This is a genomic window from Methylibium sp. T29, assembly GCF_000576205.1.
Classification (GTDB): Bacteria; Pseudomonadota; Gammaproteobacteria; order Burkholderiales; family Burkholderiaceae_C; genus Methylibium; species Methylibium petroleiphilum.
In genome coordinates, this window is sequence record NZ_AZND01000192.1 from 1 (window position 1) to 6,439 (window position 6,439).

Consider the following 6,439-nt stretch of genomic DNA (forward strand, 5'->3'; position numbering starts at 1 on the left):
CGCTTCTCGGCCCGGGCGGTCAGCGGCACCTGCTGCGGGTGCATCAGGTCGAAGGCCAGCTGGGCCGCGGTGTCGTGGCGCTTGTCGGCGCGCGGCTCCAGGCAGCGCAGCAGGATCTCCTGCAGCCACGGTGGGCAGTCGGGGCGCAGCACGCGCGGCGGCACCGGCTCGCGATAGAGCCGCTGGCGCAGGCCGGCGATGCTGGTCGGCTGGCCGAACGGGCGCTCGCCGGTTGTCAGGTGGTAGAGCATCACGCCGAGCGCGTAGAGGTCGCTGCGCGGCTCGTCGCGCACGAACTGGATCTGCTCCGGCGACATGTAGGGGCCGGTGCCCATCGGCAGCGTGAACTCCTCGTCCAGCAGATCGGGCAGGTGGTCGTGGCGCGACAGGCCGAAGTCCACCAGCACCGCCTCGGCCTCGCGGCCTTCGGCGTCGCGGCGGAACAGGATGTTGCTCGGCTTCACGTCGAGATGGATCACGTGCTGGCGGTGCAGGTCGTGCAGCGCGGTGGCGACCTTGGCGCCGATGGTCACCACCTCGTCGATCGGCAGCGGCGCGCGGTCCAGCCGCGGGCGCAGCGACTCGCCCGGCAGTTGTTCCATCACCAGGTAGGGCTGCGCGGTGAAATCGCCCTGCGCCACGTAGCGCGGCACGTGCGGCCCCTGCAGACGCGGCAGGATCATCTGCTCGACCTCGAAACCGACGATGGTGGCCGGGTCCTCGCCGCCCTTGATGCGCGGCAGCTTCATCAGCATCGGCTGCGCGTGGTCCGGGTGGGTGACGCGCCACAGGTTGGCCATGCCGCCCTGGTGCAGGTGCTCCTCGAGCCGGAAGCCGTCGACCACGGCGCCCGGCTGCAGCGGCACGGGACCGGCGCTGCCGCTCATCGACCCTCGATCAGCCGATCGGCCAGGCGATCCGGCAGGCCGGCCTCGCGCACCTTCGAGGCCGCCGTCTCGTGGTCGTAGGGCACGCGGTGGAAGCACAGGCTGCGCGTGTCGGTGTCGAAGAGCGCCCAGCAGGCTGCCGGATCGCCGTCGCGCGGCTGGCCCACCGAACCCGGCAGCACCAGCCACTGCCGGTGCGCCGGCACCGGGATCTCGACATCGGGCACCGGCACGAAATCACCGGACTTGCCGGTGCCGGCCAGGTGGTAGAGCCGCGGTTCGTGCACGTGGCCGATGAACACGTGGCGCGCTGCAGTGGCCTGCAGGCAGCGCACGGCGTCGTGCCGGCTGGTCACGTACTCCCAGCCGGCCGGGGCCCAGGTGTTGGCGTGGGCGAAGCCGCAGCCGTCCCGCTCGACGGTGAACGGCAGGGCGTCGAGGAAGGCGAGCTGATCGGCGTCGAGCCGCGCCCGGGTCCAGGCGATGACACGGCGCGCGTCGTCGACCATCGTCGGTCGCGGCCCTGCACGGCGGACTCGTCGTGGTTGCCCTTGAGCACGATGGCGCCATTGCGGGCCAGCGCGCGCACCCGGTCGACGACCCAGGCCGGGTCGGCGCCGTAGCCGACCAGGTCACCGAGGATCGCGTAGTCGGTCGCTCCGCAGGAGGCGGCCGCGCCCAGGCAGGCCTCGAAGGCTTCGCGGTTGGCGTGCAGGTCGGTCAGCAGCGCGAGCTTCATGGCAGTGCACCGTCGGGCGACGCCGCAGCCTGCCGGCTCAGCCGATGCGGCCGAGCAACAGGTACTCCATCAGGGCCTTCTGCACGTGCATGCGGTTCTCGGCCTCGTCCCAGACCACAGACTGCGTGCCATCGATCACCTCGGCCTCGACCTCCTCGCCGCGATGGGCCGGCAGGCAGTGCATGAACAGCGCATCCGGGCGCGCCGCGGCCATCATCTCGCGGTCCACGCACCAATCGGCGAAGGCCTGCTTGCGGGCCTCGTTCTCGGCTTCGTAGCCCATGCTGGTCCACACGTCGGTGGTCACCAGGTGGGCGCCACGGCAGGCATCCATCGGGTCGGCGAAGACCTTGTAGCAGTGGGTGCCCGAGATGCCGGCCACGACCGGGTCGATCTCGTAGCCGCCGGGTGTGCTGACGTGCACCGTGAAGCCCAGGATCTCGGCGGCCTGCAGCCAGGTGTGCGCCATGTTGTTGCCGTCGCCGACCCAGGCCACGACCATGCCGCGCAGGCAGTCGGCCGCCTTCGCGCCGCCGTCCTGCGTACCGCGGTGCTCGATGTAGGTGAACAGGTCGGCCAGGATCTGGCAGGGGTGGAATTCGTTGGTCAGGCCGTTGATCACAGGCACCCGCGAATGCGCGGCGAAGCGCTCGAGCTTGGCCTGCTCGAAGGTGCGGATCATCACCAGGTCGACCATGCGGCTGATGACGCGTGCGCTGTCCTCCACCGGCTCGGCGCGGCCGAGCTGGCTGTCGCCGGTGGTCAGGTGCACCACCGAGCCGCCCATCTGGTACATGCCGGCCTCGAAGCTCACGCGTGTGCGGGTGCTGGCCTTCTCGAAGATCATCGCCAGCGTGCGGTCGAACAGCGGCGTGTACTTCTCGTAGTTCTTGAAGCGGCGCTTGATGATCGCGGCGCGCTCGAACAGGTAGGCGTACTCCTCGGCGCGGAGGTCCTTGAACTGCAGGTAGTGCTTCATGAGGCTGGAGCCGGGTTTCATGGCGCTCGGTCGGGCGGAGGTCGAGGGGCGGTGCACGGCTCAGGCGGCCGGCTTCGGCGGCTCGGCGAGGAAGCGGCGGATCAGCGGGCACAGGATCGCCACGACCCGATCGGCCTCGGCTGCGCTGAGGATCAGCGGCGGCACCAGCCGGATCACGCGGTCGGCGGTCACGCTGAGCAGCAGGCCGGCCTCGGCGGCGCGGCCGAGCAGCTCGCCGCACGGGGCGCGCCAGCTCGATGCCGATCATCAGGCCCTGGCCGCGGATCTCGGTGACGCCGTCCGGCCCGCTCAGGTCGGCCAGTTCGCGCGCCAGCCCGGCGCGCAGCCGTTCGCCCACCGTCGCGGCGTTCTCGAGCAGGCGGTCCTGTTCCATCACGGCGAGCGTCTCGATACCGGCGCGCATCGCCAGCGGATTGCCGCCGAAGGTGGTGCCGTGGTTGCCCGGGCCGAGCACGCCGGCCGCGCGTGGGCCACACACCACTGCGCCGACCGGCACGCCCGAGCCCAGGCCCTTGGCCAGCGGCATCACGTCGGGCTGGATGCCGGCCCACTGGTGGGCGAACCACTTGCCGGTGCGCCCGATGCCGCACTGCACCTCGTCGAGCATCAGCAGCCAGTCATGCTCGTCGCACAGGCGGCGCAGCGCCTGCAGGTAGGGCACGGTGGCGGGGTTGATGCCGCCCTCGCCCTGGATCACCTCGAGGAAGATCGCCACCACGTTCGGCCGCGTCTGGGCCGCTTCCTCGATCGCCGCCACGTCGTTCAGCGGCACCCGCACGAAGCCCTCCACCAGCGGCCCGAAGCCGGCCTGCACCTTGGGGTTGCCGGTGGCCGACAGCGTGGCGATCGAGCGGCCGTGAAAGGCCTTCTCGTAGACGATGATCTCCGGGCGGTCGATGCCCTTGTCGTGACCGAACTTGCGCGCGATCTTCAACGCGGCCTCGTTGGCCTCCAGCCCGGTGCTGCAGAAAAAGGCATTGGTCAGCCCGCTCAGATCGCACAGCCTGGCGGCGAGCTGCTCCTGCAGCGGCGCCTGGTAGTAGTTCGAGCAGTGGATCAGCTTGCCGATCTGGTCGGTCAGCGCCGGCACCAGCCTCGGGTGGGCGTGGCCCAGGGTGTTGACGGCGATCCCGCCCAGCGCGTCGAGGTACTCGCGGCCTTCGGTGTCCCACACGCGGCAGCCCTGGCCATGCGACAGCGCGAACGGCAGGCGGCCGTAGGTGTTCATCACGTGGGGGGACGGCGGCGGCTTCGGGACTTCGGGCGCGTTCATGAGCGGCTTCCTTGAATGAAAAAGGCGCAGTCCGTCACGGATGCTGCGCCTGCGAGATTCTACGGATGCCCGACGACAACGCAGCGACGCCATGCGTCTTGCTGGCTCGCACCGATTTGCCGATTGCACCTGCTGCACTGCAGCACAATAGCGTTGTCCATGGCCGCTCCCAGCGGTGCCCCGTCTGCGCCTGTCCGTGCCCACACCCGAACGCTCCAAACCGAGAGAAGTCTTCATCCAGGGCCTGACCCTGGACGGGCGCAGCTTCCGCCCCAGCGACTGGGCCGAGCGGCTGGCCGGCGCGATGTCCAGCTTCCGCCCCGGCGGCGCGCAGATGGGCCGCGCGGCCTACGTCGGCTATTCGCCCTACTGCGTGCCGAACGTGATCAACGGCATCAAGTGTGTGGTCGTCAACGAGGCGCTGCGCGAGCTGGAGCCGATGGCCTGGGACTTCGTCATGAACTTCGCGCGCGACAACCAGCTGCAGGTGGTCGACGCCTGCCTGCTGCCCGACGCGCCTCCGGCCGCAAGCCCGCGGCCCGGTCGCTGAGGCCCCATGAAAAAGGCTCCTTGCGGAGCCCTTCTCGTTTCCCACCCGGATGCGGTTTCAGGCCGCCAGCGCCTTGATCTTGGCCGACAGGCGGCTCTTGTAGCGAGCCGCCTTGTTCTTGTGGAACAGACCCTTGTCGGCGATCGAATCGATCACCTTCTGGGCCGACTTGAAGGTTTCACCGGCCTTGGCCTTGTCGCCAGTGGCCACGGCCTTGAGCACGCCCTTGATGGCGGTGCGGAACTTCGAGCGCAGCGAGGTGTTGGCGGCGTTCAGGCGGACGTCCTGACGCACGCGCTTGCGGCCCGACGCGATGCGGACCGATTTCTTGACTTTGGAAGAGGTGGCCATTGTGTGACGGGGTTCCGGGGGGAAAGCCTGCGAGTATATCACCGGCCCCGAGGTCGTCCACGGGGCCAGGGGCCGGCGTGAACCGACGTTAGTAGGCACTTCTATACTCGCGCACCCATCCTGCCCGTCTGCCCCGCTCTCGACCCGCGATCGGCCAACCCATCCTCTCCATGAACCTGCTGCGCGCCGCGTCGACCGTCTCCCTGCTGACGCTGGCGTCGCGCATCACCGGGCTGGTGCGCGAGCAGATGGTGGCGGCGGCGTTCGGCGCGAGCGTGATGACGGATGCCTTCAACGTGGCCTTCCGCATCCCCAACCTGCTGCGCCGGCTGTTCGCGGAGGGCGCGTTCTCGCAGGCCTTCGTGCCCTTGCTGGCCGAGAGTCGCGCGCGCGATGGCGACGAGGTGACGCACGCGCTGATCGATGCCGTGGCCACCGTGCTGCTGTGGGCGCTGCTCGTGACCTGCGTGCTCGGCGTGGTCGCCGCGCCGGTCCTGGTGTGGGTGATGGCGCAGGGTCTGCAGAAGAGCGGCGGCTTCGACCTCGCGGTCGCCATGACGCGCTTCATGTTCCCCTACATCGGCTTCATGTCGCTGGTCGCACTGTCGGCCGGGATCCTGAACACCTGGAAGCGCTTTGCGGTGCCGGCGGCCACACCGGTGCTGCTGAACCTGTCGTTCATCGCCGCCGCCTGGTGGGGTGTGCCGTACTTCAAGGCCTGGGGCATCGAGCCGATCTACGCGCTCGCGCTGGGCGTCATGGTCGGCGGCGTGCTGCAGCTCGCCGTGCAGCTGCCGGCCTTGAAGCGCGTCGGCGCGCTGCCCAGCTTCGGCCTGTCGGTGGCGCGCCTGCGCAGCGCCTGGCACCACCCCGGCGTGCACCGCGTGCTGAAGCAGATGGCGCCGGCGGTCCTGGGCGTGTCGGTCGCCCAGATCTCGCTGCTGATCAACACGCAGATCGCCACGCAGATCGGCGCCGGTGCGGTGTCGTGGCTGACCTATGCCGACCGGCTGATGGAATTTCCGACCGCGCTGCTGGGCGTGGCGCTCGGGGTGGTGCTGCTGCCCCAGCTGTCGGCCACGCAGGCCGAGGGCGGCAGCGAGCGCTACGCCGCGCTGCTGGACTGGGGCCTGCGCCTGGTCGTGCTGCTGGCGCTGCCCTGTGCGGTGGCGCTGATCGTGTTTCCCGAGGCGCTGGTGTCGGTGCTCTACCACCGCGGCGCCTTCAGCGCCTTCGACGTGCACCAGACCGTCACCGCGTTGCGCGGCTACGGCGCCGGCCTGCTGGGATTGGTGGCGCTGAAGGTGCTGGCGCCGGGCTTCTACGCCAAGCAGGACATCCGCACGCCGGTCAAGGTGGCGATCGTGGTGCTGGTGCTCACCCAGTTGCTGAACCTGCTGTTCGTGCCGCGGCTCGGCCACGCCGGCCTGGCGCTGTCGATCGGTTGCGGCGCGCTCGTCAATGCCCTCTGGTTGCTGATCGGTCTGTACCGGCGCGGCAGCTGGCGGCCGGCGCCGGGCTGGCTGGCGTTCGGCAGCAAGGTGCTGGTCGCGAGCCTGCTGATGGGGGCCGGCTTGACCTGGGCGGCCCAGACCTTCGACTGGGTGGCGCTCGGCGCGCGCGAGCTGCAGCGGGCCGG

Annotated in this window: 6 protein-coding genes and 1 pseudogene; 2 read left to right on the forward strand and 5 right to left on the reverse strand. The window is 70.2% G+C overall.

Translation table 11 applies throughout. The features are described from left to right. From x551_RS16990 to x551_RS24585, 4 genes and pseudogenes are all read right to left on the reverse strand, one after another. A partial coding sequence (locus x551_RS16990; protein WP_036249700.1) for a serine/threonine-protein kinase occupies positions 1 to 887 on the reverse strand: 887 nt, incomplete at its 3' end. Positions 888 to 1,239: 352 nt separating this feature from the next. Continuing rightward, positions 1,240 to 1,626, reverse strand: coding sequence for a metallophosphoesterase family protein (locus tag x551_RS28220; protein WP_343252152.1), 387 nt, complete (start codon positions 1,624 to 1,626; stop codon positions 1,240 to 1,242). Between the two features lie 37 nt (positions 1,627 to 1,663). Next, positions 1,664 to 2,626: an ornithine carbamoyltransferase gene (argF, locus tag x551_RS17000; protein WP_011830606.1), complete on the reverse strand. Its 963-nt coding sequence runs from the start codon at positions 2,624 to 2,626 to the stop codon at positions 1,664 to 1,666. A 39-nt stretch (positions 2,627 to 2,665) separates the two neighbouring features. After that, positions 2,666 to 3,899, reverse strand: a pseudogene (locus tag x551_RS24585) (aspartate aminotransferase family protein). Between the two features lie 196 nt (positions 3,900 to 4,095). Between x551_RS24585 and x551_RS17010 the strand changes: the two are divergent. Continuing rightward, positions 4,096 to 4,449, forward strand: coding sequence for a DUF3579 domain-containing protein (locus x551_RS17010; RefSeq protein ID WP_231497718.1), 354 nt, complete (start codon positions 4,096 to 4,098; stop codon positions 4,447 to 4,449). Between the two features lie 57 nt (positions 4,450 to 4,506). Here x551_RS17010 and rpsT read toward each other — a convergent pair whose 3' ends face one another. Then, positions 4,507 to 4,800 carry a 30S ribosomal protein S20 gene (gene rpsT, locus x551_RS17015; RefSeq protein WP_011830603.1) on the reverse strand — a complete coding sequence of 98 codons (294 nt, stop codon included), beginning with the start codon at positions 4,798 to 4,800 and terminating at the stop codon, positions 4,507 to 4,509. Positions 4,801 to 4,970: 170 nt separating this feature from the next. On the opposite strand from rpsT, the gene murJ reads away from it, so the two are divergent. After that, positions 4,971 to 6,439 (forward strand): murein biosynthesis integral membrane protein MurJ (gene murJ, locus x551_RS17020; RefSeq protein ID WP_036249705.1); only part of this gene is annotated, 1,469 nt, incomplete at its 3' end.

Bases quoted from the DNA above. Each gene is read 5' to 3' on its own strand.
- x551_RS28220 (WP_343252152.1), bottom strand. From the start codon at position 1,626: ATGAAGCTCGCGCTGCTGACCGACCTGCACGCCAACCGCGAAGCCTTC.
- argF (WP_011830606.1), bottom strand. From the start codon at position 2,626: ATGAAACCCGGCTCCAGCCTCATGAAGCACTACCTGCAGTTCAAGGAC.
- rpsT (WP_011830603.1), bottom strand. From the start codon at position 4,800: ATGGCCACCTCTTCCAAAGTCAAGAAATCGGTCCGCATCGCGTCGGGC.